This is a genomic window from Oscillibacter valericigenes, from assembly GCF_016902445.1.
GTDB classification, from domain to species: domain Bacteria; phylum Bacillota; class Clostridia; order Oscillospirales; family Oscillospiraceae; genus Oscillibacter; species Oscillibacter avistercoris.
The window spans coordinates 80,526-104,689 of sequence record NZ_JACSNX010000006.1; the positions used below are offsets into that span (position 1 = coordinate 80,526).

Genomic DNA, 24,164 nt, shown 5'->3' on the forward strand with positions numbered 1-24,164 from the left:
TCTGCCGTCCGTTTCTACAGCTGTAAAGCGTATACACCTGTCATTTATTGAAATACCGGTATATTTTGGACCGCTTCCGAAGGAAGAGAGATCCCGTCCAATCCGGAGGTCAACCTGGCAAAAAAGCACCCCATCCACCAGCCGGCAGATCCGGCTGGTGGATGGGGTGTTGTTCCCTTCAGACACCTGGAAGGCCGCCTTCCAGCCTGCCCGCCGCAGCGCCTCCGCGGTATGTCTCCAGGGGGCGCTCTTCAGAAGTACAGCTTCGGGATCCGGAAGCTCTGCTCGCCGTTTGCCTCATCCGTCACGGTTCCCGCCGGGAAATAGATCACTGGATTTCCCTCTTCGTCCACGTCGAACTTCGTGGTCTCATCGATGGCCACATAATCGCTGAGCGGCGCGTTGTCCTCGATCGGATAGTAGCGGACCTCCGGGTCCTTCTCCATGCGGTTGCCCATCTGCATCGTGATCGTCTCTGTGACATAGGTCACATAGTCCTCTCCCAGCAGATCCTCCAGCGTGGCGTCCTCCTGCTGGGAAGCCGTTCCTTCCGTCTGCTGCAGATCGTCTGATCCGGTACCGCCGGTGTCTGCGGCGGATGCGCCGCAGGCGGTCAGAAGCAGCATGCTGAGGAGCAGCACAGCAAGTCCAAATCCATGCAGTCGATCCTTTTTCATCATCCATTCCTCCATTCTGTTTGTCTCCGGCGCCAGTCAGGGCGCCCGTTCCCTTCCGGTATCTTTACAATAAGCGCAGATCCCGGCAGATTGGCCGCAAAGCCGCATCATTGTTGCATCATTTTTCTTCTGCGGAGCCTGTCTGCCTGTGCTCTCCGAACAGATCCCAGGCAAACCCCAGCGGCTCCACACAGATGCGCCCGCTGCTGCTCTGTACAGAGGCACTGTATACCAGGCCGCCGGCGCTCTCCACTTCCCAGATTGCCGGGCCGCGCTGCCAGACCTCCAGACCCAGCCCCTCGCAGAAGGCGGCTCCCAGTTCTTCATCTGTGCAAAGCTCCTCCCTGCACGAGCGGAGCGTGCAGTCCAGCCAGACCGGCAGCCCTGTCTCCTCATCCACTACCATCCAAAGATCATCCCGATGGGCCGACTCCCCCTGCAGATACAGCATGCCGGCAGAGCCGCCCCCGGCCGCCTGGACATATACCACGCGGCTGCCGCCCTGAAACTGCAGGGTGCTCCGATCCAGCGCCTCCGGCAGTGCTCCCCAGTCCACCAGCATCTCGACTCCCCGGCGGAACGCAGCCTCGGCCCTGTCTCTGGTCTGCTCATCTGCCGCCTCCAGCGGCTGGGCAGCGGAGTAGACATCCAGCTCCGGATAGCGGATGGCTCTGCCCAGCAGCTCCAGCTTTTCCGGCAGCGTCGTCTCCTGCAGGGTCAGGTCCTCCTGCGCCAGAGGCTCTGTGCAGGGGACCGACAGCGTCTGCCGGTCCCGGAGCGCAGAGATCCTGCTGGGCAGCAAAACCGCAGCCAGCACCACTGCTCCCGTCAGGAGCGGGAGTCCCCATTTCCGCAGCAGCTTCATGCGTCCTCCGCTCCCTTCAGCCAGACACTGGCCCGTGTGCCGCGGCCCGGTGTGCTCTCAAACTCCATCCGGCCGCCGTGAAGGGCCACGATCCGCTGGCACACCGCCAGCCCCAGCCCTGCGCTTCCACACGCTCTGGACCGGGATTTGTCCACCATGTAAAAGGGCTCTGTGATCCGCGGCAGCTCCTCCGGCGGGATCCCCCTGCCGTTGTCCGTCACCCGGATGCAGTACTCCTCCCCCGCCCGGATCCCCTCCAGACAGATCGTGCCCTCCTCTTCGACCGCCTTTCGGGCGTTGTCCAGCAGGTTCAGGCATACAGACTCCATCAGATCCGGCTCGATCTCCGCGGTCCCGGGCTCTGCGCGGACTGAGAAGCGGATCCGCTGCTGTTTCAGCGCTGGCCACATCACATCGGCTGCCCGTTCCAGAAAAGCGGCCATGTCCGCGCGGCGCGTCGAAAGGGCTGCTTGGTCCAGGACGATCAGATCCATCAGCCTGCCGGAAATATTCTCCAGCCGCCGCCCCTCCCGGAAGACACAGGATGCGCTCTCCAGCACCAGCTCCGGCTGGTCCGGATGGGAGAGCATCAGCTCTGCGTACCCGATGATGGACGTCAGCGGGGTCTTGGTCTCATGGGCAAAGCTGTTCAGGAAATCCCGCTGACGGCAGGCGGTGGCAGTCAGCTCCTGCACCTGCCGCTCCAGCTGATCCGACATCTGGTTGAAGTCCCGGGAAAGACGGCTGATCTCGTCGCTTCCGCGCACCTCTACCCGCTGGGAGAGTTCCCCGGCGGCCATCTGCCGGGCAGCTGCGGACAGACGGCCCAGCGGCCGGGAGATCCAGGCGCTCACCGCCAGTGCCGCCAGCGCCGACGCCAGGATGAGCCCCATCTGCAGGTAGAAGAAGACATGATACTGCTCCTCCCGGGCAGCGAACAGATCGTCTGCCCCGCACCAGTTCTCCAGATACACCACACAGTCCTCCAGCACCATCGGGCTGGAGGCATGCAGGTAGGACCGCTCTCTGCTGCGCAGGAGCTCCCAGCCATGCCGGCCCTCCCCCAGAGACTGCGCCAGGCCGCTCTCTGCGGGCAGCCGGCTGCCGGCCAGAATCTGTCCATGGCTGCCCACAAGGCGGAAGAAGATCCCCCTCTGTTCCGCCTGGGCACAGGTCTCCTCAGCCAGGCGGACCGCAGATGCCTGATCGGCTCCTCCGGCAAACTGCAGCTCCCGCAGGAACGTGCGGCGCAGAAGGGCATTTTCCGTCATCATCGTCTCCGCCCGGGCATCCAGTCCGGTGCGAAACTGCCCGTCGATCAGGATAAAGCCGCCCAGGGAGCAGGCCAGCGCTGTGATGATGACCATGCTGCAGAACAGCTTCCAGAACAGCCGCATCCCTCATCCCTCCAGACGGTAGCCCACTTTATATACCGCCGTCAGACGGTCCTCCAGCCCCAGCTTCTTCCGCATCCGCTGGATGTGGAGATCCACCGTGCGGCTGTCTCCCAGATACTCCTCGTTCCAGACCCGCTCATAAATGCGGTCCCGGCAGAGGACGATGTTCCGGTTCTGCGCGAACAGCAGGAGCAGATCGAACTCCTTGGCCGTCAGGGCCACGGGGCTTCCGTTTTTCCGGACGATCCGGGCGGCCGGGTCGATCTCGATATCCGGCTCCAGCGTCAGCAGCCGCTCTGCTTTCCCGCAGCGGCGCAGGACCGTCTCTACCCGGGCCAGCAGCTCCGGCAGCGCAAAGGGCTTGGGAAGGTAGTCCTCCGCTCCGCTGCGCAGTCCGCGGACCCGGTCCTCCACTCCCCCCAGAGCCGTCAAAAAGATCACGGGGACTTCCAGGGACTTGCAGTACTCCAGCAGGTCATATCCGTTCACGCCGGGCAGCATGATATCCAGCAGCGCCAGGTCAAACGACTCCTTTTCCAGCAGGTCGGCCGCCTGTTCCCCGTCCGGAGCCCAGGTGCAGCGGTAGCCTGCGTCCACCAGCACTGTCCGGATCAGGTTCGCAATGGACGCGTCGTCCTCTGCGATCAGGATCCTGTTCATCTCCTCATCCCCTTTTCTGGACCATAGCATCGAAATCCATCGTTTTTGCATCATCCGGGCGTCTGCAATGCAGAAGGGGGCGCCTGCCGCCGGCAGCCGCCCCTCTGCATCGCACGATGGATCAGTAATTCATGCCCACGATGGCCAGGCGGCCGTCGGCAACACCGAATATCACATTGGGCCGTCCGCTGGCGGACAGGGAGAATCCGGCCATGCTGGCCTCCAGCCCCTCGGTGTCCGCCCCGGCGATCTCGGAGAGCAGCTCTTCCGTGAAGATCCGGTCTGCGCCCAGCGCAATGAATTCGTCCCGGGACTCTACAGACTGACCGCCGTCTGCAAAGCCCACATAGAGCGGGTATGCGGCCAGGTCCGCCAGCGCCTCCAGATCCTTGTCCGCCACAGCTGTCTGGATCTGCTCCGCAAAGGCAGTAACGGCGGCCTCGTCAACGGAAAAATTGTCTGTGTACTGTGCAGTCTCCGGCGCTTCCGGGTCTGCCGGTCCCTGGGTCTCCTCTTCGGAGCTATCCGCTTCAGAGCTCTCATCCACGGGCTGCTGGGACTGTACGGGATCTTCTTCCTCCGGCTGCGTGTCCCCACTCTGACCGCATCCTGCCAGCGACAGGCACAGGATGCCCGCCACGATCATCAGCACAAGTTTTCTCTGCATACTTCAAGGTCCTTCTTTCCTGGAAATTGCCGGCGGAACGCCCTCTCCGGGCCCCGGCTCTTTTTATAGACGAACCAAGGCGGAAAAAAGTTTTACTGTGCAGACCTCCTGCGGAAAAATCTTTCCGGCGCCTCACACGCCCGTGCGAAAGCCGGCGGCCACCGTCTGTTTCAACGGTGCTATCTGCCGTCTCTCTCGGCCTCTCTGCCGGCGCCCGCTCCCATGCCGGATGCTTTTTTCGACGGTCCAGAACTTTTTTCGGCGGTCAAACGTCTATAAGATGTCTGCTTGGCTTGAAACATTTTTTGCCGGTCCACCGTTTAAAAGGCAGATCCGGCCGGAAGTCCCGGTCTCAAAGGAGGAGCCCCATGATCCGCCCAAACGCGTATCCAGATGCCGTACATAGCCGCCGTGCGCGGCGCAGAAAGCGCCCCCGCAGGCTGCACCACCCCTTCCGGCTGCTCTGCACATGCCTTGTTCTGGCGGCCGTGTTCTGGGCGCTGTGCGCCGCAAAAGCGGAAACGATCCCCCTGTCCCCGCTGGAGCCTGCGGAGCAGCCGGCAGAACCGACCGTGCCGGAGTCAGGCCTCCCGGCACAGGATCCTCTGCCGGAGGACTCCGGCGCGGTCTCTCCCGATGACTGGCGGCTCCTGCTGGTGAACCGCTGGAACCCCATCCCCGATGGATACACCTTCGAGCTGACGCAGCTGAAACAGGGCCACGCAGTGGATTCCCGGGCATACCCGGACCTGCAGGAGATGATGGACGCGTGCCGGGCGGCGGGGCTGGACCCGAAGATCTGCTCCTCCTACCGGACGCAGGACAAGCAGCAGGAGCTGTATGAAAACAAGATCCAGCGTCTGATGGATGAGGGGTATTCCTACGAACGCGCCGTGGAAGAGGCGGGGAGTGTGGTGGCGGTGCCGGGCACCAGCGAGCACCAGACGGGCCTGGCTCTGGACATCGTGGATGCCTCCTACCAGATCCTGGATGAGGAGCAGGAGAACACCCAGGTGCAGCAGTGGCTGATGGAGCACAGCTGGGAATATGGTTTTGTTCTGCGCTACCCCAACGGAAAAAGCGAGATCACGGGCATCATCTATGAGCCCTGGCACTACCGCTACGTGGGCCGCGAGGCCGCCCGGGAAATGACAGAGCTGGGCATGTGTCTGGAGGAATATGTGGACTGGCTCTCCGCGCAGTAAGCTGCCAACTGAAAAAAGGCACCCTGGACATACATGCTGTCCAGGGTGCCTTTCCATATTGGTCTTCCCTCACTGCCTCCTGGCCGTGCGGTAATCATCGCCGGGGCGGTAGAAGGGGCAGTTCCGGGTGCCGCCCCGGAGGAACCGCTCCATTTCGTCCTCGTCCAGGTCCGCCTCGCAGACGTAGGCCTCCAGCTCGTCGTCATAGTCGTACCAGACGCACTCCTCGCAGTTGACCGCCATGGTCTCTCCCCTCCCTTACAGTAAAACGGCATACAGGCCGTCCACGTCCAGTTTTTCCCGGATCACCAGGGCCTCCAGCTCCTGCCGGGCATCCGGCGGCGCGGACCAGCACATCCCGCAGCCGGCGGTGATGCTCCGGGGCACCGGGATCAGCCGTCCCGGCAGGTCCGCCGCCCGGCAGGCCCGCTCCATGGCCATGGCTCCGGTGGTGGTGGCGAACGTCACCACGAACCGCTCTTGCTTTTCCCGCATGGTCACAGGGCCTCCTCTGCCAGCGTTCGAACCGCCTCGGCAGCCGCGTCGGTCTCCGCCTCCGTATTGAAATAGGACCATGAGAACCGGACCGCGCCCCGGTCCTCCGTCCCCAGGGCCCGGTGGAGCCGGGGCGCGCAGTGTGCGCCGGGGCGGGTGGCGATCTGGAACCGCTCCGCCAGCTCGTCCGCCACCTCCGACGAGTCCAGATCCGCGATGTTCAGGGTCACGATAGGCGCCCGTTCCTGTACAGTGAAATCCCCGTACACTTTTACGCCAGGAAGTATTTTGACGGATTCATAGAACCGTCGGGCGAGGGCATTCTCATGGGCGCGGACCGCATCCCAGCCGATGCGCTCCAGAAACATCAGAGCCGCCCCCAGCCCGGCGATGCCATGGCTGTTGAGGGTCCCCGCCTCCAACCGGGTCGGGTAGGCCTCTGGCTGGGTCTCGGAGTAGCTCTGGACGCCGGTACCCCCCACGGCGAAGGGGCGGATCTCCACCTCCTCCCCCACGCAGAGGCCGCCGGTGCCCTGGGGGCCCATGAGGCTCTTGTGGCCGGTGAAGCACACCACACTGATGTGCTGCTTCCTCATATCGATGGGAAACACCCCAGCGGTCTGGGAGGCGTCCAGGATGAACAGCAGCCCATGCCGCCGGCAGAAGTCCCCTACCCAACCGATGTCCACCAGGTCCCCGGTCAGGTTGGAGCCGTGGGTGCACACCACCGCCTTCGTGTTAGGCCGCAGCAGCCGGTCAAAATCGGCGTAGTCGATCCTCCCCTGCCGGTCGGCGGGGACGAAGTCCACCTCCGCCCCCTGGGACCGCAGACGGTACAGGGGCCGCAGGACGGAGTTGTGCTCCAGGTCCGTGGAGAGCACATGGTCCCCCGGCCCCAGAAGGCCGGAGACGGCGACGTTCAGCGCCATGGTGGAGTTGGGGGTGAAGGCCACGCGGTCTGCCCGGGGGCAGCCAAAGAGACTTGCCAGAGTCTGCCGGACGCCGTAGACGCTCCGGGCCGCCTCCAGCGCCTCCGGATGAGTGCCCCGGCCGCTGTTGCCGTATTCGTTCATGGCTGCAGCCACCGCCTCCGCCACGCCGGGAGGCTTTGGCCGGGTAGTGGCGGCGTTGTCCAGGTAGATCATGGCTTGATGACCTTCCCGGCGTTCGCCAGGGTCTCCACGATAGAATACATATTGGTGACGCCGCCCACTGCCAGCTGGTCTGCCAGGCCGTAAAAGTTCAGGCAGGTGCCGCAGGTGAGGATCTCCACCCCCTGGGCCTCCAGACTCTTCAGGTCCTCCAGAGACGCGGAGCCCTTCACCGTCAGCTTGGCGCCGCCGTTGTAGAACAGCATGGTTTTCGGCAGCTGGGGCAGCTGGCCCACCGCAAAGAGGAAGCTCTTCATCAGCAGCATCCCCAGCTCGTCGCTGCCCCGGCCCATGGTCTCTGAATCCACGGCCACCACCAGGTCCCCCCGGGCATCCGGGACACAGGACAGGGCAGGCTCCTCCACCGGGGCATCCCCCGCCGGCGCTGCCACCTCCATGGTCACCACGAAGAGGTGCTCCCCCTTCTTCTCCGCTTTCGCCGGCAGATGGTTCCCCGCTGCCATCCGCGTCAGGTTCTGGACGGCGATCTCGTTGTCCACCCGGACCTCCAGTGCACCGGGCTCCCTCATCTCCCGCAGGGCCTTTGTAGCCTTCACCACCGGAATGGGACACTGGTCCCCCACGGCATCTACAATGACGGTTTTCATAGACGGTTCCTTTCTCCGCCGCAGCGGCTGATTTCCCCTTTATTGTAATGCAGCAGGGATATAAATACAAGGGTTCTCTTTTTGAAAGAACAGCGTTTGTGACGTCTGGCCGGAAAGCTGTAAAAAAATCGGACTGTTTTTCCGTTTTTGGGGCAAATTTCTTGACAGAGCCATAGATCAGCACGTAAAATAGGACACGTCTATGGCACCGCAGATTTCGACGCGGTGGAGTTTAAAAAGATCCGAGGTCGTTTTTATGAAAACCCCCTTTGTCACAAAGGACCAGCTGGAGGCCATCGCCGCCCAGTACCCCACGCCCTTCCACATCTATGACGAGCAGGGCATTCGGGAAAATGCCCGCCGTCTGCGGGCTGCATTTGCCTGGAATCCCGGCTATCGGGAGTATTTCGCCGTGAAGGCCACCCCTACGCCCGCCATTTTGAAGCTGCTGCACGAGGAGGGCTGCGGCTGTGACTGCTCCTCTCTGACAGAGCTGATGATGTCGGACCGCTGCGGCATCACCGGGGAGAATATCATGTTCTCCTCCAACGACACTCCGTCTGAGGAGTTCCGGCTGGCGGACCGCCTGGGGGCCATCATCAATCTGGACGACCTGACCATGGTAGACTGCCTGGAGCAGGCGCTGGGCCATGTGCCGGAGAAGATCTGCTGCCGCTACAATCCCGGCGGCGTGTTCACCCTGGGCGAGACCCGGGAGGGCTTCCAGGTGATGGACAACCCCGGCGACGCCAAATACGGCATGACCCGGGCCCAGATCTCCGAGGCCTTCACCCGGCTGGCCGCCATGGGCGTCAAGGAGTTCGGCATCCACGCCTTCCTGGCATCCAACACGTTGTCCAACGACTACTACCCTGCCCTGGCCCGCATCCTGTTCCAGCTGGCGGCTGAGCTGAAGGCGGAGACCGGCGTCCACATTACCTTCATCAACCTCTCCGGCGGCGTGGGCATCCCCTACCGTCCGGAGCAGCCCGCCAACGACATCGCCGTCATCGGCGAAGGGGTCCGCCGGGCCTATGAAGACGTTCTGGTGCCCGCCGGCATGGGGGACGTGGCTCTGTACACAGAGCTGGGGCGCTTCATGACCGGCCCCTACGGCCATCTGGTCACCCGGGCCATCCACGAAAAGCACATCTACAAGGAGTACATCGGCGTGGACGCCTGCGCCTGCAACCTGATGCGGCCGGCCATGTACGGGTCCTACCACCACATCACCGTCATGGGCAAGGAGGACCAGCCCTGCGACCACAAGTACGACATCACCGGCAGCCTGTGCGAGAACAACGACAAGTTCGCAGTGGACCGGATGCTGCCCAAAATCGACATGGGCGACCTGCTGGTGATCCACGACACCGGCGCCCACGGCTTCTCCATGGGCTACAACTACAACGGCAAGCTCCGCTCTGCCGAGCTGCTGCTGAAGAAGGACGGCACCGTGGAGCAGATCCGCCGTGCCGAGACGCCGGAGGATTACTTCCGTACCCTGGTGTGGTAAGCATGAAGCAAAAGCGCCACCGCTCACGCGGTGGCGCTTTTTTATGTCGTTCAGGCGGAGACGCCGGTCTGGTCCTCTGCAGTGAAATAGACGAAATAGGTCTCGCCGGTGCTCTCTTCACCGGAGTCATCCACGAACTGCTCCAGATAGGCGATGGAGAAATCCGTGAAACCAGAGGGCACCTCGTACACCAGCTCGCCGGTCCGCTCCTCATCCACGGCCAGGGAGTATGTACCAGGCAGCTGATCCTCTCCCACCGGATCCACCTCGGTATAGGTCTCCATGTCCGTGGTGATGGGGTAGGCAAAGGCGTCATCGCCGTCGTCCCACTGGGCCTGGAAATCCACATCGTACATCTCAAAGCTCTGCTGGAAGGTGTTCTTCACGGTGATGTCCGCCACCAGCAGGACATTGCCCTCCGCAGGCGTATAGCCTGCATAGTCGCTGGTGAGGTATGCGCTGTTGACTGTGAAATCAAAGAAATAGGTCTCCATGGTGTCTCCGGTACGGCCCTCGTTGGATCCTCCGCCGCAGGCGGTCAGCCCCAGGACCATCACCGCTGCCGCCGCCAGTGCGAACAGTCTCTTTTTCATTTCACTCTCTCCCTTATCGCAAAATACGCCCAAGGCCCCGTCTCTCCAGACAGGCCCCCGGGGACCACTCTCAGTGTACCATGGCCGATCCTTCCGCGCAACTGCCTTCCAAAAGAAAAACGCCCCTGTGCCGGCACAGCCCTTTGTACAGTTTTACCGGGCGGGGATGATCTCGATCCAGTATCCGTCGGGATCTGTCACAAAATAGATCCCCATGGCGGGATTTTCAAAGCAGATGCAGCCCATGGCGGCGTGCCTGGCATGAGCGGCCTCGTAGTCGTCCGCACGAAGAGCCAGGTGGAACTCACACTCGCCCAGATCGTATTGCTGGGGGTGGTCCCGCAGCCAGGTCAGCTCCAGACGGAAGTCTGTCTTCCCGTCCCCAAGGTAGACGATGATGAAGCTGCCGTCGTCTGCGACTTTTCGCTCCCCGACCGGCTCCAGGTCCAGAGCTTCCTTGTAGAAGGCCAGTGATCTGTCCAGATCGGACACATTGAAGTTGAAGTGATTGAATGTCAGCATATAGTCCTCCTGCTCTCCGGGGCGATCTGCCGCCGGTCGTGGTGCCACCAGTATATCATTTTCCGTGCCCGCAGGGCAAGCGCCATTTCCCGCTTTGCGGGCTCTCTCTGTTTTTATCTATGTTGTACCAATTTCCTCCGGAAAATTTGGAGGCTTTTGGCCTGTTTTGGGGTTGTTCCCAAAAGTTAGCCATGGTAAACTTTCAATGATCAGATGTTTGCTTTTTAAGGAGGAATGTTTCGATGACACTGGACAAGCTGCCCCTGGGGCAGGAAGCCGTCATCACCGCCGTGGGCGGCGAGGGCGCCCTGCGCTGCCGCCTGCTGGATATGGGGCTGATTCCCAAAACCAAGGTCCGCATTGAGAAGATCGCCCCCCTGGGGGATCCCCTGGAGCTGCGGGTGCGGGGGTACTCCCTGTCCCTGCGGAAGGAGGACGCGGGCAAGATCGAAGTGGAGGTGGCCGGAGTATGATCTTCGCGCTGGCCGGAAATCAGAACTGCGGCAAGACCACGCTGTTCAATCAGCTCACCGGCTCCAACCAGCACGTGGGCAACTTCCCCGGCGTGACGGTGGACCAGAAGTCCGGCGCCATCCGGGGGGAGAAGGACTGCACGGTGGTGGACCTGCCGGGCATCTACTCCATCCGGCCCTACACGCCGGAGGAGATCGTCACCCGGGACTTCATCCTAAACCAGAAGCCCGACGGCCTCATCAACATCGTGGACGCCACCAACATCGAGCGGAACCTGTACCTGACCCTCCAGCTGATGGAGATGCGGATCCCCATGGTGCTGGCCCTGAACATGATGGACGAGGTCACCGCCGGCGGCGGCACCATCGACGTGAAGGGAATGTCCCAGGCGCTGGGCATTCCCGTGGTGCCCATCTCCGCCGTGAAGAACCAGGGCGTGGACGAGCTGGTGAAAATCGCCGTCCAGACCGCCCGGAGCAAGACACTGCCCACAGTGTACGACTTCTGCTCTCCCGGCCCGGTCCACCGGTGCATCCACGCGGTGGTCCACCAGATCGAGGACCACGCCGAGGCCTCCGGCCTCCCTGTCCGGTTCGCAGCCGCCAAACTCATCGAAGGGGACGAGGACATCGCCCAGCGGCTGGCCCTGGACCAGAACGAGCTGGAGCTCATCGAGCACAGCGTCAAGGAGATGGAGGACGAGTGCGGCATGGACCGCAACGCCGCCCTGGCGGATATGCGCTACACCTTTATCGAGAGCGTCTGCGCCGGCACGGTGGTGAAGTGCCGGGAGTCCCGGGAGCGAACCCGGAGTGAGGCCATCGACAAGGTGGTCACCAACAAGTACCTGGCCCTGCCCTTCTTCTTCGCCATCATGCTGGGCATCTTTTTCCTGACCTTCAACGTCATCGGGTCCTTCCTGTCGGACCTGCTGGCCGCCGGGATCGACGCCCTCACCGTCTCGGTGGACAGCGCCCTCACTGCCTACGGGCTGAACCCGGTGGTCCACTCCCTGGTGATCGACGGCGTGTTCGCCGGCGTGGGCAGCGTGCTGAGCTTTCTGCCCATCATCGTGGTGCTGTTCTTCTTCCTTTCCATTCTGGAGGACACGGGCTACATGGCCCGGGTGGCCTTCGTCATGGACCAGCTGCTGCGGAAGATCGGCCTTTCGGGCCGGAGCATCGTGCCCATGCTGATGGGCTTCGGCTGCTCGGTGCCCGCCATCATGTCCACCCGGACCCTGGCCTCCGAGCGGGACCGGCGGATGACCATTTTGCTGACGCCCTTCATGAGCTGCTCCGCCAAGATCCCCATCTACGGCGTGTTCTCCGCCGCCTTCTTCCCGGACCACGCCGCCCTGGTGATGATCGGGCTGTACATCCTGGGCATCCTGGTGGGCATCGTGGCCGCCAAGGTGCTGGGGGCCACCGCCTTCCGGGGCAACCCGGTTCCCTTCGTCATGGAGCTGCCCAACTACCGCTTCCCCTCCGCCAAAAGCGTGGGCCAGCTGTGCTGGGACAAGGCCAAGGATTTTCTGACCCGGGCCTTCACCATCATCTTCGTGGCCACCATCATCGTCTGGTTCCTCCAGACCTTCGACACCCGGCTGAACCTGGTGGCCGACAGCGCCGACAGCCTGCTGGCCGCCATCGGCGCCTGGATCGCCCCCATCTTCGAGCCCCTGGGCTTCGGGGACTGGCGGGTCTCCACCGCCCTGGTCACCGGCTTCATCGCCAAGGAGAACGTGATCTCCACTCTGGGCATCCTCACCGGCTCCGGTGCGGACGTCAGCGCCGCCGCCCTGGGGACCCTGTTCACCCCCGCCACCGCCGCCGGATTCCTGGCCTTCACGCTGCTGTACACGCCCTGCGTGGCCGCCATTTCCGCAGTGAAGCGGGAGCTGGGCTCCGGCTGGAAGGCTGCCGGCGTGGCGTTGAGCCAGTGCGTCATCGCCTGGTTCGTGGCCTTCTGGGTCTGCCGCATCGCCATGCTGATCCTGGAGTGAGGTGGACGATATGCTGGAACTGCTGATCCTGGCGGCCCTGGGGGTCTGGCTGGTGTTCGCTCTCCGCTCCTGTCTCCGCCGCCGGGGAAAGGGCTGCGGCGGCTGTGACGGAAACTGCGGCCACTGCGGCCAGTCCTGCAGCGCCGCTTCCCGCCGCCGGTAATCGTGAAAGAAACTGAGCCGTCCCCTTCCGGGGACGGCTCTTTCTGTTTCCAAGGGTCTCTACAGCCACTTTTTCTTTTTGAAGTACGCCAGCAGCGCCGCCACGATGGCCGCGCTCACCAGGATCACTGCCGGATAGCCGTATTTCCAGCGGAGCTCCGGCATGTTGGCGAAGTTCATGCCGTACCAGCCTGCCAGCAGGGTCAGGGGCAGGAACACCGCCGTCACCACGGTGAAGATCTTCATCAGGTCGTTCTGCTGGATGGACAGCTGGGACTGATATGCCTCCCGCAGTTGGGCCACAGACTCCCGCAGGGACTGGACGGCGTTCAGATACCGCTCCATCCGGTTGCCCAGATTGGCAAAGCGCCGGACGCTCTGCTTGTCCAGCAGGCCGTTGTCGTTGTCCGCCAGGTCGTCAAAGATGGAGTCCAGCTGCTCGTAATAGCGCTTCAGCCGCAGCAGCTCCTGCCGCCAGGTGATGATCCGGTCCAGATACGCCTCGTGAGCTCCGGTGAGCACCTCTGTCTCTCCGTCGCTGATGGCTGCCTCCAGCTGGTCCAGGTGGGCCATGTCCCCCTTCAGCAGACGGACGAAGAAATGGTAGAGGGCCTGACCGTTGGGCAGGCCTTCCTCCTCCGGCACCTGCAGGACTGCCCGGGCGGCGGATTCCGCCGCATCGTCCTCACAGAAGATGAACAGATCCTCCCGGTCCAGATACACCAGCATCTGAGAAGCCGCTGTCCGCCGGCTCCGTACGTCGTACCAGTCAAAGGCAATGAGGTCAAAGCTCTCAAAGCCCTCAAATGCCTCGATCTGCCCCTCATGGATGTAGTTCAGCACCTTGGCATCCATATAGGGCTCCATCTCCCGGATGCGGGACATGGGCAGTACCATCCGCATAAACGCATCTTCCTCCGTTTTCTCAGAGTTCTCCCAGGCCGCCGTCCTTGGGCGGCAGGTCCTCACAGCGCTTGGCGCATTTCCAGAGTGCCGCCAGAAACCAGATGATGCCCACCAGTCCGGCGATACCCACCATCAGACCAAGCCCGGCGGAAAGCAGCAGAATCGCCGCATAGCCTGCGATCTGCACCGTCAGCAGGATGAACCAGGCCGTCCGCACCGATGCGCCGTTCAAATCCGCGCCCCGGGCGCTCTCCATTTCCAGAATGGCCTGGACCACATTCCAGGACACGATCAGAGAGAGGACCGCGGCGGCCAGCCCCAGGATCGTATCCAGCCAGCTGTCTCCGCCCGCAACGCCCAGCAGTTCCCCCACCCACAGGAGCCCCGTATATACAGCCATTGCCGCAGCAAAGGGGCGGAGGGTCTTGAATCGGCTGCTCTGCTCTGTCAGCTCTCCCGCCGCCTGATACAGCAGGATGTAGCCCACAAAGGTGGGGATCAGATTCAGCGTGTGAGCATTGAATGATAGGTTAAAATTGATAAAGACAAAAAAGAATCCCCAAAAGATCCTCTTCACAGTTCCTTCTCCCCCATTTTCTTTTTTACATATCGCTTGCCGAAGTGCAGCACCAGCACGCCTGCCGCAATCTTCACGGCGGCATACAGCGCCGGGAACAGCAGAATACCCATGGGAAATCCGTCAAATACATTTACAGCGCTCATCTCTCTGCCCTCCTCACCAGCCGATCAGGCCCGTCAATCCGCTGATCATCCCCCGGTACGCCAGATAGAACAGCACCAGCTGCACCAGGTCCAGCACGCCCCAGACGATCAGCAGCCACCCCAGCAGGTACCACTTCCGCTTGGCGAAGGCCAGAAACCGCTCCACCCAGTCCCTCTGTTCCCGGGGCGGCTTCTCTGTCTTTGTCTCGCTGCTCTCCGGCTGTGGCCGCAGCAGGTAGTCGGTGGTGACGTCGAAGATGTCCGCCAGGGCCACCACCTTGTCCGTCTCCGGCATGGTCTCGTCCCGCTCCCAGCGGCTGACGGCCTGCCGGCTCACCTCCAGCCGCTCCGCCAGCTGGTCCTGGCTCATACCGGCCCTCTGCCGGAGGGATTGCAGCTTTTCTCCGAATGTCATAGGCATTCTCCCTTCTTCTGGATGCCATCAGACTATCAAATCCGGCGGTTGCATGCCAGCAACCGGCTATGGAACTTCCGCAATCTCAGATTGCACAGCTTGTCGAAAAGGGCTTTTCGACAAGCTGCCTGCGCTTTTCAGAACTTCAGAAAGCTCAGAAAAATGGCTGATTGAAAGCAAAAGACACCCATCCCGGGTCTCTTTCGTCGCTATCTTCCTTCCCGTTTCCCCGGATCTCAGGGGTTATCGGCGGTCCGGGCAGTCCCGCCCTCTTCAACATAGCATATTTCCTGTCCCGGTGCAACGGCCCGGGGGCGGATTTTGAAAAAGAGGCCGGGACAGAGCGCAATCTCTGTCCCGGCCTAGCGGGCTGGCTCCGGCAGGATGGGCAGGTCCACGATCTCCAGCCCCCGGCGCATGGCGTACTCCACCGTGTACCGGGTGCCGCCGGGGGACCCGTCAAAGGCGGCGATCAGCAGCGAGGCGTGGTCCACCATGTACCGGTCCCTTCGCTGCATGCAGGAGGGGGTGTACTGCCGGGACACCAGCGTCTCGAAATCGCATGCCTCCACCAGCCGCTGATACCGCCGCCGCTGGTCCGGCGGCCAGGCGTCCGCCTGGGTGGGGCAGGGGATGGCCGCCTCCACCGTCACGTCTGGGTGCATCTGGCGCAGGCGGAGGACGCACTCGCAGAAATACAGGTCGCACCCCAGGGCCATGCCGCAGAGGAAGTGGCGGAATCCCTCCTGATAGGCCGCCTCCGCCGCGTCGAAGATCCGCTTCTTCAGTGCGGCGCAGCAGGGATCTTCCTCGTCATACCGCCAGGGCAGCTTGCCGGGCCGGTGCCCGGTGAAGCAGCAGGATACCTGACGTCCCCGCATGGGCTTCCCTCCCCTCTCCATGATGGGTCCAGTATAGAACATTCGTTCTTTTTTGTAAAGGAAAATCCGAAAAATAGGGGTTGCAATTTCAAGGACACTGTTATATACTACCACTAGAAAACAACTGAATCCTTTGTCTTCAGGGCGGGGTGCAAGTCCCCACTGGCGGTACAGTCCGCGACCGGGCGCTTCGGCGTCCGCTGACCCGGTGGAACTCCGGGACCAACAGTTACAGTCTGGATGGAAGAAGATGGCACCGGCAAGGCCGTGCGCATGTGCGCTCCTTTGCTGCGGTTCACCTTGGAGAAGTCAAAGCGTCCAGGGTGTTTTCAAGCAGCGAAAAGGAGTGTATTTTTTATGTCTGAACCCAATGTCAATGTACTCAAGGCCCCGGTCCGCTCCAGGACAAATGTGCGGACGCTGACCTCCATGGCCATGCTGACTGCCCTCGCCTATGTGGTGATGCTCCTCAGCAAGATGCTGCCTCAGGTGCAGCACTTCCTCCAGATGGATCTGAAGGACACCATCATCTGCATCGGCGGCTTCCTGTTCGGGCCCCTGTCCGCCGCCGTCATCTCCATCGTGGTGGCGGTGGTGGAGATGTTCTCCGTCAGCGACACCGGCCCCATCGGCTGCATCATGAACGTGCTGGCCACCTGCGCCTTCTGCTGCACTGCCGCCTTCGTCTACAAGAAATTCCACACCCGTAAGGGCGCCGTCATCGGCCTGGCCCTGGGCACCGTGTGCCTCACCGTGGTGATGCTGCTGTGGAACTACCTGATCACCCCCATCTACATGGGGATGGACCGGGCCGTGGTGGCCGCCATGCTGCCCACCGTCTTCCTCCCCTTCAACCTGGTGAAGGGCGGCCTGAACATGGCGCTGATCCTGCTGATCTACAAGCCGGTGGTCACCGCCCTGCGGAAGGCCCGGCTGGTGCCGCAGTCCCATACCCCCGTCCAGAGCAGGGGTGGGCTCAATGCCGGCTTTCTCCTGTTCTCTCTGGCCCTGCTGGCTACCTTCGTGACGCTGGCCCTGGTGCTGATGGACATCCTGTAAGTCACAAGACACAAACATGCGCGGGGACATCTGTCCCCGCGCTTTTGCGTTCAGGCCCGCTTCTCCTGGTCTGTCCCTGTCTTCACAGGCTGTCCGGCTGGCTTTCTCTAAGATCAATATATCAGAATCTTCCCCTCCCGGCAAGCCCCACCGCTCTTTTCAAGGGCGAACAGATGTGCTATGATAGAGGGCGGAAAGGAGGCGGGGCCATGGACCGGATCATCCTGCACTGCGATCTGAACAGTTTTTACGCCTCCGTGGAGCTGCGGAGCCACCCGGACCTGCGGGACGTTCCCACGGCTGTCTGCGGGGACCCCATCTCCCGCCACGGTATCATCCTGGCGAAAAATGAGCCTGCCAAGAAGTTCGGCGTCCAGACGGCGGAGACCATCTGGCAGGCCCGGAAGAAGTGCCCGGGACTGGTGCTGCTGCCGCCCCATCACAGCCTGTACCGGCAGGTCTCCAAACAGGTCAATGCCATCTATGAGCAGTACACCGACCTGGTGGAGCCCTTCGGCATCGACGAGAGCTGGCTGGATGTCACCCACACCCTCCACCTCTTCGGCGGGGACGCCAAGGCCCTGGCGGACCATCTGCGGCAGCGGATGCGCCGGGAGATGGGCCTGACCCTCTCGGTGGGCGTCTCCTTCAACAAGGTGTTTGCCAAGCTGGGCAGTGACTACAAAAAGCCCGACGCCACCACCGTCATCTCCCGGGACAACTGGAAAAGCCTGGTCTGGCCCCTGCCGGTGGGGGCGCTGCTGTATGTGGGCGGCGCCGCCCGGAAGATCCTGGCTCAGTTCGGCGTGAAGACCATCGGGCAGCTGGCGGCCTGCAGGCGGGACGCGCTGGAGACCCTGATGGGCAAAATGGGGGGCCAGCTCCACGACTATGCCAACGGGCTGGACACGGACCCCGTCCGCTCCCGGTACGAGGAGGAGATGGTGAAGTCCGTGGGCAACGGCACCACATTCCCCAAGAATCTCACCACGGCGGAGCAGGTCCGGGGCGGTATCGCCGTACTGGCGGACTCCGTGGCCACCCGGCTGCGGCACAGCGACCTGTACGCCGGCGGGCTCCAGGTGACGGTGCGGGATCCTCAGTTCCACGACCGGTCCCGCCAGATGCAGCTGTCCGCCCCCACGCACCTGATCCGGGAGCTGACGGCGGCAGCCATGGACCTGACTCATCAGCTGTGGAAGCCCCCTGCCCCGGTCCGGGCCCTGACGGTCACCGCCATCCATCTGGTACGGTCGGAGGACGCCTATGAACAGGTGGATCTGTTCACTGCCGGGGCGGCGCCCAAGAAGGAAAGACAGGAAAAGCTGGAGGCGGCCATGGACCGCCTCCGGGGAAAATACGGGAGCGACGTCATCTCCTACGGCGCCTCCCGTCCGGAAAAAGAGGAGGATCCCCTGCCATGACCACAGACACAGAAAAGCAGCAGCTGCGAAAGACCATGCGCCGCCTGGCATCCCAGCTCTCTCCCCGATACCGGGCAGCGGCGGACGAGGCCATCGCCCGGCACCTGCTGTCCCTGCCGGAGTACCGGAGTGCCGGAGCGGTATTCTGCTTCGTCTCCGCCGGGCGGGAGATCGATACCCGCCCCATTTTGGAGCGGACCCTGGCCGACGGCAGGACGCTGTGCGTCCCCCTGTGCGTGACGGACGGGGTCATGGAGCTGCGGGCCGTCCGGGACCTGAAGGAGCTCTCCCCCGGCGCCTACGGCATCCTGGAGCCCCCGGCGGACAGTCCCGCCCTTTCCCCGGACCAGATCGACCTGGCGGTGATCCCCTGTGTCACCTGCAGCCGGGAGGGCCGCCGGCTGGGCCGTGGCGGCGGGTACTACGACCGCTTCCTGGCCCATTACCGGGGCGCGGCGGTGCTGCTGTGCCGGGAGCGGCTGCTGCGGCAGGAGATCCCCTTCGACCTCCACGACTACCCCATTCCCTGGGTCATTACAGAGGCAGGTCTGTTCGAGGACGGCACCCCCGCCCGGCCGGAGTGAGGGCGGAAAGGTCCGCCTCCCGCAAAATCATCAAAAGCCGGCGTGGATCTCCACAACATTTTGTAGGGGTATTACCTTTCGTTTTCTTGACATGGTCCGCGAAGTCTGGTAAGCTGGAGAAGGCTTCTCGCACAGAGACAATCACACACAAAGGAGGACCCTCCCCGTGATCCAGGATATTATGAATCTTCTCTCTCAGGCGGACCCTGAAGTCGGCGCTTCCATCCAGGCGGAATTCGATCGGGAGCAGCACAACATCGAACTGATCGCCTCTGAAAACATCGTCAGCGAGGCGGTCATGCTGGCCATGGGCACCTGCCTGACCAACAAATACGCGGAGGGCTATCCGGGTAAGCGGTATTACGGCGGCTGCGCCGCCGTGGACGTGACGGAGGAGCTGGCCCGGCAGCGGGCCTGCCAGCTGTTCGGCTGCAAGCACGCCAACGTCCAGCCCCACTCCGGCGCCAACGCCAATCTGGCGGTGTTTTTCGCCCTGCTGCAGCCCGGCGACACAGTGCTCAGCATGAATCTTGCCCACGGCGGCCATCTGAGCCACGGCAGCCCGGTGAACATCTCCGGCAAATACTTCCACATCGTCCCCTACGGCGTGTCCGATGACACAGAAACCATTGACTACGATCAGCTCCTTGCCCTCGCCAGGGAGTGCCGTCCCAAGCTGATCCTGGCCGGGGCCAGTGCCTATCCCCGCACCATCGACTTCGCAAAATTCCGGGAGATCGCCGACGCGGTGGGCGCCTGGCTGATGGTTGACATGGCCCATATCGCCGGCCTGGTGGCCGCCGGCGTCCATCCTTCCCCCATCCCCTACGCCGATGTGGTGACCACCACCACCCACAAGACCCTGCGGGGCCCCCGGGGCGGCATGATCCTGTGCAATGACGACGACCTGTACAAGAAGATCAACTCCGCCGTGTTCCCCGGCACCCAGGGCGGCCCGCTGGAGCACATCATCGCCGCCAAGGCCGTGTGCCTGGGGGAGGCCCTGCGGCCAGAGTTCAAGGCCTACGGCCTGCAGGTGGTGTCCAACGCCCGCATCCTGGCGGAGGAGCTGGTGAAGCAGGGCTTTCGGCTGGTGTCCGGCGGCACGGACAACCACCTGATTTTGGTGGACACCCGGCACTTCGGCCTCACCGGCAAGGAATACGAGCACCGGCTGGATGAGGTGGGCATCACCGTCAACGAGAACACCATCCCCAACGACCCGGAGAAGCCCTTCGTCACCAGCGGCATCCGGGTGGGCACCCCCGCCGTCACCACCCGGGGCTTCCGGGAGCCGGAGATGGTGGAGATCGCCCGATGGATGGGCCTGATGGCTCGGGAGGACTACGCGGACCACGCGGAGCAGGTCCGCGGGGAAGTGGCGGAGCTGTGCAAGCGGTTCCCGCTGTATCTGGACTGATCTGCTATGAGAACGCGCCCCGGAGAGCGAAAGCTCTCCGGGGCGCTCCTGTTTTGCTCAGCTCACTCCGCCGGGAACTCATACCATTCCCCACCCAGCTCCAGGCCGGTGATCTGCTCCGGGTCCAACAGGATGGGAGCCAGCAGGTACAGATTGCAGCGGATCTGCCGGGTGCTGTCCAGATCCGTGGGATCCCCCAGGTCCGTAAAGCTCAGACTCGGGCCGTGGGTCCCCCGCTGGATCTCCTCCATCAGCACATCCTCCGGGCCGAAGGTCTCCCCGTCCGCGAAGCGGAACGTGGGGTCCAGTTCCGCCAGGATGTGCTCGTTCCAGTCCTCATAGGCCCCGGCGTCCGCAAACACCGGCCAGGCATCCACCTCTGTGGTGAAGGTAATCCCCGCCCGCAGGGGCGTCACCACCGCCTGGGTGCCGTCGGGCCAGGCGGCCTCCCGGCTTGGGATCGTATCGTTCATCCGAACCTGGAACGCAAAGATCTCTATGGTGTGCATGACGCCGGTGTCCCGGTCGTTCAGCATCTTCACCACCAGCTCCACCTCCCGGCCCAGGTAGTTCTCCTCCCGGTCCTCCGGGGCGGTTTCCGACACCTGCCCGGTGGCCAGGATGAATCGGGCCGTGTTGGGCTCCTCCCCCTGGTCCACCCGCCAGCAGCTGACGACGTCCGCCCAGCTGCCCGCCATCAAAATGGTGTCCTCCATCACGTCGTCGATATCCGGGAACGTCTCGTCATACCGGGCCGTCACCAGGCAGTAGATCACCCGGCCGTCGGTGATGGCGTTCTCCAGTGTCAGATCACAGTGACGCCCCTCTACGGTCTGGTTTACCTGGACAGAATAGGTCCCTATCAGGCTGCTGCCGCCGTCGTCCACCACTGGGCTCAGCCAGTTCAAGTGTGCCGCCCCTACAGCAAAGCCGCAGGCCAGCACGGCCAGGGCCGCCGCCAGGACCAGCACCCGCTTCCCCAGCCGCCGCTTTCCGGTCCGGGGCAGGGTGCCCTGGCGGACTTGCTCCTCCAGGCTGTCCATGGTCGTCTCATAAGCCGTGGGCAGCGTCAAATGCTCCCGTTTTGCCATTGCCCGCAGGCGGGCGTCCAGCTCATCCATGATCTCCCTCCTTTAAGATGCTCCGCAGCTTCTCCCGGGCCCGGCTCAGCCGGACCCGCACTGCCCCCGGCGTCGTCCCCAGGATCCGGGCGATCTCCTCCGTGGGCAGGTCCTCATAGTAGAACAGCACCACAGTCTCCCGCTGATCCCGGGGCAGGCTCTGGACGGCCTGCCACAGGGCGCCGTCCCCCGTCTCCCGCTCCGGGGCCGCCGGTTCCGCGGGCAGATCCTCCAAGGGCACGGTCCGGCTCCGCCGCTGGCAGAGGCGGCGGGCCTCGTTGGCGGTGATCCTCAGCAGCCACTGGGGCAGCTTGTCCTTCTCCCGCAGCTGGGGATACCGCTCATAGGCCCGGCAGACCGCCTCTGCCACCGCCTCCTGAGCGTCATCGCTGTTCCGGGTGATGCTGAGTGCCAGCCGGTACAGGCTGGTCCGGCTCTCGTGCAGCACCCGGCAGAACCGGTCCCGCTCCTGTTCCGGCACCGCCATGTCCTCCCCCCTCTCTCCTGTTCTGCCTGTATGACCCGCCAGCGGGCCAAATTGTTACGGCTTGACCGAAAAAAATCGGCCGTCTCTTGAAGAGACGGCCGTTATGTCCTTTACAGCGGGATGCCGAAGCCCAGCCACAGCACGTCCCGCACCAGGCAGTTCACCAAGAACAGCCCCACCAGAAGGGCCGGCCAGCGGCGGTGATAGTGCAGGACCAACCCCCGCTTTCCCCGGAGCCGCCATACCGTCTGGGTCAGCAGATAAGCCGCTGCCAGAAACAATGTGACCACCACCGGCGGATGATACCGCAGGGCCTGTCCCAACTGTCCCCGGGCCAGAGCCATCAGTGCCCGGGTCCCCCCGCAGCCGGGACAGTAGACATGCCAGTGTTCCCAGATCCAGCAGCGGCTGACAGTGGGTTCCCCCAGAACAAAACGCCACAGGAGAAAGGCCCCGGCCAGCACAGCCAGTGTGATCCAGGCCGCCGGGTAAGCCTCGCGGTCTGTCATGGGACGTCCCCGCATCCAAATCCCTCCCATAAAAGCAAAAAGCCGCGCTGTGCGCGGCTTTTCGGCGTTACTTCAGCAGCCGGATCTGCCCCAGCAGGGGAACGGCCTTCTCCTCACCGTTGACGGCAGAAATAAAGCCCATCACCGCGCAGATAAAGCAGAAGATGCCCCACAGCCAACCAATGCAGGGAATAAAGCTCAGCAGTCCTGCCAGCCAGATGACCAGTGCCTGATTCAGGTGGAACTTGGCACCCTCCCGATCGCCCAGTACAAAAGCCAGCACCAGGCCGATCCAAGTGATATAGGCGACGATACCTGTTGTTTTCGCATCCATGTTCAATACCTCGTTCTTTCAAACGTTCTGGAATCAGTCTACCATCTTTCCGGCGGAAATACAAGCCCGCCTTCCAAACTCCCTGCCGGGAACGGCATTCCCGTCTTCCCATGCTCCGCCTCTGCGCTCACGCTCCAATTAGCTCCCCAAATACGGAAGCCGCGGAGGGCGTGCAAGCCCGCAGATCAAATCACAGCACAGGATCCGCATCGCCATCTTTTGGCCTGCATCCCTGTCTCCTTCAGGATTCGTCCGGCAGAAGCGGACTGTACATCATGATCGCGTCATTTGCAAAGAGAAAGGCGTCCTCCAGCAGGCAGCCATCCAGGTCATAGGTCCTGCGGTACAGCTCATTATGCCGGATGTAGCCGCCCCAGGAGGCCTGATCCATCCGGTGATTCCGCTCCACGATCTCATAGCGGCAGAGCGGCGGTGACATCGCCCGCCATTCCCCTTCCAATTCCCGCTCCCCTACCCGGACGCAAAGCTGAAAAGGCTGATCTGTGTCATTTCGGATCATCAGATCCCGGTGGGGATAGGCGCAGGTGGCACCGCTGCCGAAGGGCTGGGTACGATTGGCATCCGGAAACACGTCGTGAGAGTGGCGGTACCGCTCCACCACGGTCAGCGGTGTGTGGAGCGTCATCCAGAAGATCAGATTGGAGAGCTGGCAGAGCCCTCCACCCACATCGCTGCCGATCCGGCCCAGGAACAGCACCATGCCGTCCCGGTACCCCTTCCGGCGGCTGGGCTTTCCGATCAGCCGCCAATAGCTGAATGTCTCACCGGGATACAGAACGAGCCCATCCAGACGCGCTGTCGCCAGCTGTAAATTGACCACCTTGTTCTCCTGAAGGATCCGATCCTCCCCCCGCAGATGACGGTACAGCGGCGTAGCATGGGTAAACTGCACACAGGGCAGCCGTTCTGCCCTGCGCCGTCTGGCCCAGTGAAACCGGGGAGACAACCAAAGCATCCTGCGCCGCCCGCCATAATAGAGCTTTCCCAACCGCAGGCGGAGCCAGCTGCGGTGGACAGGTGGTCTGAGCTGCCTGTTTTGCGGATCGACCATGCAGGAAGCCTCCTCTGCTGTTTCGACTTCATCGGTATTTTACTCTATTTTAGGAGGTATCTCAAGAGAATTCACCGCAAAACGATAACAAAGAGTAACAAAAAGAGACAGTCCATAGACTGTCTCTCTGTGTTGGCGCTACCTATTTTCCCGGGCCGTCGCCAGCCAAGTATTGTCGGCAGGAACGAGCTTAACTACCGTGTTCGGAATGGGAACGGGTGGACCCTCGCCCTAA

General features: G+C 62.8%; 30 protein-coding genes, 1 rRNA gene and 1 riboswitch. Of the genes, 9 read left to right on the forward strand and 22 right to left on the reverse strand.

Translation table 11 applies throughout. The annotated features are described in order from the left end of the window. Nucleotides 1-251: 251 nt before the first annotated feature. The 5 genes from H9X91_RS06620 to H9X91_RS06640 all read right to left on the reverse strand — a co-directional run bounded on the left by H9X91_RS06620 (nucleotide 252) and on the right by H9X91_RS06640 (nucleotide 4,266). A complete protein-coding gene (locus H9X91_RS06620) occupies nucleotides 252-677 on the reverse strand; it encodes a DUF3298 domain-containing protein (RefSeq protein ID WP_204803735.1) in 426 nt (141 codons plus the stop codon). Nucleotides 678-795: 118 nt separating this feature from the next. After that, entirely contained in the window at nucleotides 796-1,542 is a 747-nt protein-coding gene (locus tag H9X91_RS06625; RefSeq protein ID WP_204803736.1) for a hypothetical protein, read from the reverse strand. Next, nucleotides 1,539-2,939, reverse strand: coding sequence for a sensor histidine kinase (locus H9X91_RS06630; RefSeq protein ID WP_204803737.1), 1,401 nt, complete (start codon nucleotides 2,937-2,939; stop codon nucleotides 1,539-1,541). The genes H9X91_RS06625 and H9X91_RS06630 overlap by 4 nt, the downstream gene beginning before the upstream one ends. A 3-nt stretch (nucleotides 2,940-2,942) precedes the next feature. Further along, nucleotides 2,943-3,599, reverse strand: coding sequence for a response regulator transcription factor (locus tag H9X91_RS06635; protein WP_204803738.1), 657 nt, complete (start codon nucleotides 3,597-3,599; stop codon nucleotides 2,943-2,945). Between the two features lie 121 nt (nucleotides 3,600-3,720). Beyond that, nucleotides 3,721-4,266, reverse strand: coding sequence for an LptM family lipoprotein (locus H9X91_RS06640; protein WP_204803739.1), 546 nt, complete (start codon nucleotides 4,264-4,266; stop codon nucleotides 3,721-3,723). Between the two features lie 368 nt (nucleotides 4,267-4,634). On the opposite strand from H9X91_RS06640, the gene H9X91_RS06645 reads away from it, so the two are divergent. Next, entirely contained in the window at nucleotides 4,635-5,471 is an 837-nt protein-coding gene (locus tag H9X91_RS06645) for a M15 family metallopeptidase (protein WP_204803740.1), read from the forward strand. A gap of 69 nt (nucleotides 5,472-5,540) precedes the next feature. Here the strand turns inward: H9X91_RS06645 and H9X91_RS06650 are convergent, their stop codons facing one another. The 4 genes from H9X91_RS06650 to yedF are packed head-to-tail and all read right to left on the reverse strand — an operon-like array spanning nucleotide 5,541 to nucleotide 7,725. Then, entirely contained in the window at nucleotides 5,541-5,714 is a 174-nt protein-coding gene (locus H9X91_RS06650) for a DUF6472 family protein (RefSeq protein ID WP_204803742.1), read from the reverse strand. 15 nt (nucleotides 5,715-5,729) lie between these two features. Beyond that, complete coding sequence (locus tag H9X91_RS06655; RefSeq protein ID WP_204803744.1) at nucleotides 5,730-5,966, reverse strand: putative Se/S carrier protein; 237 nt, start codon at nucleotides 5,964-5,966, stop codon at nucleotides 5,730-5,732. 2 nt (nucleotides 5,967-5,968) lie between these two features. After that, nucleotides 5,969-7,111 (reverse strand): aminotransferase class V-fold PLP-dependent enzyme, encoded by a 1,143-nt coding sequence (locus tag H9X91_RS06660; protein WP_204803746.1) that lies wholly within the window; start codon nucleotides 7,109-7,111, stop codon nucleotides 5,969-5,971. After that, entirely contained in the window at nucleotides 7,108-7,725 is a 618-nt protein-coding gene (gene yedF, locus H9X91_RS06665; RefSeq protein ID WP_204803748.1) for a sulfurtransferase-like selenium metabolism protein YedF, read from the reverse strand. The genes H9X91_RS06660 and yedF overlap by 4 nt, the downstream gene beginning before the upstream one ends. Nucleotides 7,726-7,981: 256 nt before the next feature. On the opposite strand from yedF, the gene H9X91_RS06670 reads away from it, so the two are divergent. After that, complete coding sequence (locus H9X91_RS06670; RefSeq protein WP_204803750.1) at nucleotides 7,982-9,238, forward strand: diaminopimelate decarboxylase; 1,257 nt, start codon at nucleotides 7,982-7,984, stop codon at nucleotides 9,236-9,238. A gap of 50 nt (nucleotides 9,239-9,288) precedes the next feature. On the opposite strand, the gene H9X91_RS06675 is transcribed toward H9X91_RS06670, so the two are convergent. Together H9X91_RS06675 and H9X91_RS06680 are read right to left on the reverse strand one after the other, a co-directional pair. Next, the gene (locus H9X91_RS06675; protein WP_204803752.1) at nucleotides 9,289-9,831 is read right to left on the reverse strand and encodes a DUF4352 domain-containing protein; all 543 of its coding nucleotides are present in this window, start codon (nucleotides 9,829-9,831) and stop codon (nucleotides 9,289-9,291) included. Nucleotides 9,832-9,984: 153 nt separating this feature from the next. After that, the gene (locus H9X91_RS06680; RefSeq protein ID WP_204803755.1) at nucleotides 9,985-10,353 is read right to left on the reverse strand and encodes a VOC family protein; all 369 of its coding nucleotides are present in this window, start codon (nucleotides 10,351-10,353) and stop codon (nucleotides 9,985-9,987) included. 242 nt (nucleotides 10,354-10,595) lie between these two features. Between H9X91_RS06680 and H9X91_RS06685 the strand changes: the two genes are divergently transcribed. Genes H9X91_RS06685 through H9X91_RS06695 form a run of 3 tightly spaced genes read left to right on the forward strand, consistent with a single transcriptional unit; the run spans nucleotide 10,596 to nucleotide 12,995 of the window. Further along, the gene (locus tag H9X91_RS06685; protein ID WP_204803757.1) at nucleotides 10,596-10,826 is read left to right on the forward strand and encodes a FeoA family protein; all 231 of its coding nucleotides are present in this window, start codon (nucleotides 10,596-10,598) and stop codon (nucleotides 10,824-10,826) included. Continuing rightward, a complete protein-coding gene (feoB, locus tag H9X91_RS06690; protein ID WP_204803759.1) occupies nucleotides 10,823-12,832 on the forward strand; it encodes a ferrous iron transport protein B in 2,010 nt (669 codons plus the stop codon). The genes H9X91_RS06685 and feoB overlap by 4 nt, the downstream gene beginning before the upstream one ends. 10 nt (nucleotides 12,833-12,842) lie before the next feature. After that, a complete protein-coding gene (locus tag H9X91_RS06695) occupies nucleotides 12,843-12,995 on the forward strand; it encodes a FeoB-associated Cys-rich membrane protein (protein ID WP_204803761.1) in 153 nt (50 codons plus the stop codon). Nucleotides 12,996-13,054: 59 nt separating this feature from the next. Here H9X91_RS06695 and H9X91_RS06700 read toward each other — a convergent pair whose 3' ends face one another. The 5 genes from H9X91_RS06700 to H9X91_RS06720 all read right to left on the reverse strand — a co-directional run bounded on the left by H9X91_RS06700 (nucleotide 13,055) and on the right by H9X91_RS06720 (nucleotide 15,919). Beyond that, on the reverse strand, nucleotides 13,055-13,897 hold the full coding sequence (locus tag H9X91_RS06700; protein ID WP_204803763.1) for a magnesium transporter CorA family protein: 843 nt from the start codon (nucleotides 13,895-13,897) through the stop codon (nucleotides 13,055-13,057). Between the two features lie 22 nt (nucleotides 13,898-13,919). Then, nucleotides 13,920-14,477, reverse strand: a complete 558-nt coding sequence (locus tag H9X91_RS06705; RefSeq protein WP_204803765.1) for a hypothetical protein — start codon at nucleotides 14,475-14,477, stop codon at nucleotides 13,920-13,922. Beyond that, nucleotides 14,474-14,623 (reverse strand): hypothetical protein, encoded by a 150-nt coding sequence (locus H9X91_RS06710; RefSeq protein ID WP_204803766.1) that lies wholly within the window; start codon nucleotides 14,621-14,623, stop codon nucleotides 14,474-14,476. The genes H9X91_RS06705 and H9X91_RS06710 overlap by 4 nt, the downstream gene beginning before the upstream one ends. Before the next feature lie 13 nt (nucleotides 14,624-14,636). Next, on the reverse strand, nucleotides 14,637-15,038 hold the full coding sequence (locus tag H9X91_RS06715; protein ID WP_204803767.1) for a helix-turn-helix domain-containing protein: 402 nt from the start codon (nucleotides 15,036-15,038) through the stop codon (nucleotides 14,637-14,639). A 362-nt stretch (nucleotides 15,039-15,400) separates the two neighbouring features. Beyond that, nucleotides 15,401-15,919 carry an SLOG family protein gene (locus H9X91_RS06720; protein WP_204803768.1) on the reverse strand — a complete coding sequence of 173 codons (519 nt, stop codon included), beginning with the start codon at nucleotides 15,917-15,919 and terminating at the stop codon, nucleotides 15,401-15,403. A gap of 131 nt (nucleotides 15,920-16,050) precedes the next feature. After that, nucleotides 16,051-16,175: riboswitch (FMN riboswitch) on the forward strand. A gap of 101 nt (nucleotides 16,176-16,276) precedes the next feature. Between H9X91_RS06720 and H9X91_RS06725 the strand changes: the two genes are divergently transcribed. From H9X91_RS06725 to glyA, 4 genes are all read left to right on the forward strand, one after another. Further along, nucleotides 16,277-16,978: an ECF transporter S component gene (locus H9X91_RS06725; RefSeq protein WP_204803769.1), complete on the forward strand. Its 702-nt coding sequence runs from the start codon at nucleotides 16,277-16,279 to the stop codon at nucleotides 16,976-16,978. 209 nt (nucleotides 16,979-17,187) lie between these two features. Next, complete coding sequence (gene dinB, locus H9X91_RS06730) at nucleotides 17,188-18,402, forward strand: DNA polymerase IV (protein WP_204803773.1); 1,215 nt, start codon at nucleotides 17,188-17,190, stop codon at nucleotides 18,400-18,402. Continuing rightward, entirely contained in the window at nucleotides 18,399-18,986 is a 588-nt protein-coding gene (locus H9X91_RS06735) for a 5-formyltetrahydrofolate cyclo-ligase (protein ID WP_204803774.1), read from the forward strand. Before dinB ends, H9X91_RS06735 begins: the two co-directional genes overlap by 4 nt. A 181-nt stretch (nucleotides 18,987-19,167) precedes the next feature. Next, nucleotides 19,168-20,406: a serine hydroxymethyltransferase gene (glyA, locus tag H9X91_RS06740; RefSeq protein ID WP_204803791.1), complete on the forward strand. Its 1,239-nt coding sequence runs from the start codon at nucleotides 19,168-19,170 to the stop codon at nucleotides 20,404-20,406. Nucleotides 20,407-20,468: 62 nt separating this feature from the next. Here the strand turns inward: glyA and H9X91_RS06745 are convergent, their stop codons facing one another. The 6 genes from H9X91_RS06745 to rrf form a co-directional block, all read right to left on the reverse strand. Continuing rightward, entirely contained in the window at nucleotides 20,469-21,527 is a 1,059-nt protein-coding gene (locus H9X91_RS06745; protein ID WP_204803775.1) for a hypothetical protein, read from the reverse strand. Further along, nucleotides 21,520-22,014 carry an RNA polymerase sigma factor gene (locus H9X91_RS06750; protein ID WP_204803776.1) on the reverse strand — a complete coding sequence of 165 codons (495 nt, stop codon included), beginning with the start codon at nucleotides 22,012-22,014 and terminating at the stop codon, nucleotides 21,520-21,522. The genes H9X91_RS06745 and H9X91_RS06750 overlap by 8 nt, the downstream gene beginning before the upstream one ends. Before the next feature lie 110 nt (nucleotides 22,015-22,124). Beyond that, a complete protein-coding gene (locus tag H9X91_RS06755; protein WP_204803777.1) occupies nucleotides 22,125-22,538 on the reverse strand; it encodes a DUF2752 domain-containing protein in 414 nt (137 codons plus the stop codon). A 52-nt stretch (nucleotides 22,539-22,590) separates the two neighbouring features. Then, nucleotides 22,591-22,857 (reverse strand): hypothetical protein, encoded by a 267-nt coding sequence (locus H9X91_RS06760; protein ID WP_204803779.1) that lies wholly within the window; start codon nucleotides 22,855-22,857, stop codon nucleotides 22,591-22,593. Nucleotides 22,858-23,098: 241 nt separating this feature from the next. Beyond that, complete coding sequence (locus H9X91_RS06765) at nucleotides 23,099-23,770, reverse strand: VanW family protein (protein ID WP_338111957.1); 672 nt, start codon at nucleotides 23,768-23,770, stop codon at nucleotides 23,099-23,101. A gap of 289 nt (nucleotides 23,771-24,059) precedes the next feature. Next, a 5S ribosomal RNA gene (gene rrf / locus H9X91_RS06770) occupies nucleotides 24,060-24,164 on the reverse strand; the annotation flags it as partial.